Source organism: Achromobacter sp. (genome assembly GCF_036567245.1).
Lineage (GTDB): Bacteria > Pseudomonadota > Gammaproteobacteria > Burkholderiales > Burkholderiaceae_B > Achromobacter.
The window spans coordinates 1-3106 of sequence record NZ_DATCUY010000139.1; the positions used below are offsets into that span (position 1 = coordinate 1).

At 69.0% G+C, this 3106-nt stretch carries 3 protein-coding genes; all 3 read right to left on the reverse strand.

Annotation, left to right across the window (positions count from 1 at the left end; genetic code table 11):
- Window positions 1–72: 72 nt before the first annotated feature.
- Window positions 73–1263, reverse strand: coding sequence for an ABC transporter substrate-binding protein (locus VIR09_RS06145; protein WP_332012069.1), 1191 nt, complete (start codon window positions 1261–1263; stop codon window positions 73–75).
- A 58-nt stretch (window positions 1264–1321) separates the two neighbouring features.
- Complete coding sequence (locus VIR09_RS06150) at window positions 1322–2119, reverse strand: ABC transporter ATP-binding protein (RefSeq protein ID WP_332012070.1); 798 nt, start codon at window positions 2117–2119, stop codon at window positions 1322–1324.
- The coding region (locus VIR09_RS06155; RefSeq protein ID WP_332012071.1) for an acyl-CoA dehydrogenase family protein at window positions 2116–3106 on the reverse strand (991 nt) is incomplete at its 5' end. The genes VIR09_RS06150 and VIR09_RS06155, both read right to left, overlap by 4 nt.

Genomic DNA, 3106 nt, shown 5'->3' on the forward strand with positions numbered 1-3106 from the left:
GCCCGCGGCCCGGCATTGCCGCCGGGGCAGCCGCCAGGCCGGCCGGCGCTTCCGCGACAGACTCGGGAGCCGTCACGCCTGCACCATCTCGGTCCGGCTGTACTGGTCGGGAAAACCGAAACGGCTCAAGCCGCCGGCGGTTTCGATGGCACGCTTGACGTAACGGTCGTCCACCAGTTCGGAGGCCGCGCGGGCCGGGTCCAGGTCGGCCAGGAAACCGCGGTCTGCCTCGATCAGCGTATCGCGCAAGCGGCGCACCAGCTCTTCGGTGTAGCTGGGAAACGGATAAGGCTGGAAGTCGATGCGGCGCTCGTCCCAATCCGCATGCCGGATGGCGCCGCTGGCCAGGTATTGCTCGCGGTCGGCTGGAGGCGGCGCCAGCACCTTGGACAGTGCCGGCACGGTATGCGGCGTGTAGCGGTTGATGCCTTCCTTGGAAAGGAGTTGTGCGGTCTCGGCCCGGTTGTCGCGGATCCACAGCTGCGCCTGAACGATGGCGTCCACGACCTTTTGCGACCACTGCGGACGCTGCTCCAGGTCGCGCTCGTGCATGAACACCACGCAGCACGCGTGATTGCGCCAGACATCGCCCGTGAACCGCAGCACCTTGCCCACGCCCAGCGTCTCGGCCACCGCGTTGAAGGGCTCGGCCACGATGTAGCCTGCAATGCGGTTCTGCGCCAGCGCCGGAGGCATGTCGGAGGGCGCCATCACCACCAGGTTCACTTCATTGGCCGCCACCGTCCCATCCCTGCGCGCCACCGGCGCCAGGCCATTTTCGCGCAGCAGATGCTGCAGCACGACGTTATGGATGGAATACCAGAACGGAATGGCGACGGTCTTGCCGCCCAGTTGCTTGACGCTGTCTATGGAGGGCGCCACCGTCAGGCCCGAACCGCCCACGTGATTCCAGGCCACCACCTTGGCTGGCACCTTGCTGCCGAAACGCGCCCACACGGTCATCGGCGACAACAGATGCACCACATTGACCTGGCCTGAGATGAAAGCCTCGATCACCTGTGCCCAACTGCGCAGCAGTGTGGGCTTTTCCGCTTTGACGCCAGCCTGCTCGAACAGGCCGTTGTTATGCGCCACCAGCAGCGGCGCGGCATCGGTGATGGGCAGGTAGCCGATGCGCACCGGCGCGTCCGGATCGCTTTGCGCGCGGGCGTTGAACGCCGACAGCAAGGATGCCGCGCCGCCTGCCGTCAGCAGGGCCGAGAGTTTCAACCAGTCGCGACGCGACATGTGTTCGAGGCACATCAAAGCACTCCTAGCAGGGTCAGTTCACACATGAAGAGCCAGTGACGGGCTCTCCGGTTCAGGCAGGCATGGCCACGCCGCGAGCAGCCCGCAGCGCGCTGCGCAAACGGGTAAGAATTTCCAGGCGCAAGGCGCCCATTTCGGGCAACAGGTCGGCGCGCGGCTGCGGCAGGTCCACCCGCCACACCCCCAGGATGCTGCCGGGCGCGCCGCCCAGCAGCACGATGCGGTCGGCCAACACCAGCGCCTCGTCAATATCGTGCGTGATCAGCACCGCGGCCGTATCGAAGTCGACCACCACTTTGCGTAGCAGCGCCTGCATCTCGCCCCGGGTGACTTCGTCCAGCGCGCCGAAGGGCTCGTCGAGCAACAGCACCGCCGGCCGGCGCGCCAGGCAGCGGGCCAGTGCGGTGCGCTGCGCCATGCCGCCAGACAACTGCGCCGGGCGCAAATGCCTGGCGTGCGCCAAACCCACTTCATCGATCGCCTGCTCCACCCTGGTCCGGCGTTGCGCATCGGACAGCGCAGGCTGATGCTTGAAATCCAGGCCGAAGGCCACATTGCGCTCCAGCGACAGCCAGGGCAGCAGGCTCGGGTCCTGAAATGCCACCGCGACGCGGGGGTGCACGCCCGTGAGCGGCGCGCCTTCCATCAGCAACGACCCTCTGCTTGCGGGCTGCAGGCCGGCCAGCACGCGCAGCAGGCTGGACTTGCCCGCGCCGCTGGCGCCCAGCACCGCCACCACCTCGCCCCGCGCCAACGTCAGGTCCACATCCTGAAACACCGCGTCGATAGCGCCGGGATAGCTGAGCGCCAAACCCCGAGCCTCCAACACGGCTGGCGGACCCGCTCTCATGCAGCGGCACCCGCAGCCAGCCGCGCCTGGCGCTTGGCCAGTTCGGTCTTCAGCTGCACCAGGCTGGGCGTGACGATGGGCAGGAACGCCGCCTCGCGCCAGCGCCGCGCAAAGCCCGCGCCCGCGGGCTTCAGATAGGCCGCGCCCCCGCTGGCCTGCAACTCCAGCTGCACGGCCTGATGGGCGGCATCGGCCAGCGCGATGCGGATTTCGAACAGGCTCCAGGGCTCGGCCACGAAGCGCTCGCTGCGCACCCCGGCTATCAGGCGCGCGGTCAGTGTCTCGACCTGGGTCCGCAAGGCCGCCAGCGGCTGCCCCAGAATGCCGCGCGACGCCTGCCCCTGCCCCGCCTGTTCCGCAGCCTGCAAGGCGCGCCGCGCGAGGCCGATGGACAGCCCGCATTGCAGGCCAGCGAACGCCGGCCTGGCCTGTGGCAGATATTGGCGCGCGTCGGGATGGATCAGCCACTCGGGGCCGATGCGCACGCTGCGCACCTCCAGAGCCGCGGTATTGCTCGACTGCAGCGCCAGCAAGGACAGATCCGGACTGCGTGTCAGCCCGGCGATTTCGTGCGGCAGCGCCACCACGGCGGGCGTGCCGTCGGGCGCGGTCACCGCGGCGGCCACCAGAAAACCCTGCACCCGCAGATTCGTCACCCAGGGCATGCGGCCATCCAGCACCCACTGGCCGTCCTCCGCGCGCGCGGAGATCTGCAGCGATTCGATCCCGCTCAGGAACTTCATGGCGTTCGACAGCGCGGTCGCGCCCGCCTGTTCGCCGCTGAGCAAGGGCGCCAGCCACGCGCCGGTCAGGGCCGTGTTCGGGCTGCGCAACAGGTATTCGATGAAGACGCGCTGCCCCCAGGCCACGAAGGCGCTGGCAACCGACAGTTCGGCCACTTGCGACACCGCCTCGATGGCGTCGCCGATGTCCGTGCCCGCCAGGCCGCCCTGCGCCGGGGGCACGCCGTGCCGGAACACGCCGGCC

Coding starts and splice junctions, on each gene's coding strand:
- VIR09_RS06145 (WP_332012069.1), bottom strand. CDS start 1,263: ATGTGCCTCGAACACATGTCGCGTCGCGACTGGTTGAAACTCTCGGCC.
- VIR09_RS06150 (WP_332012070.1), bottom strand. CDS start 2,119: ATGAGAGCGGGTCCGCCAGCCGTGTTGGAGGCTCGGGGTTTGGCGCTC.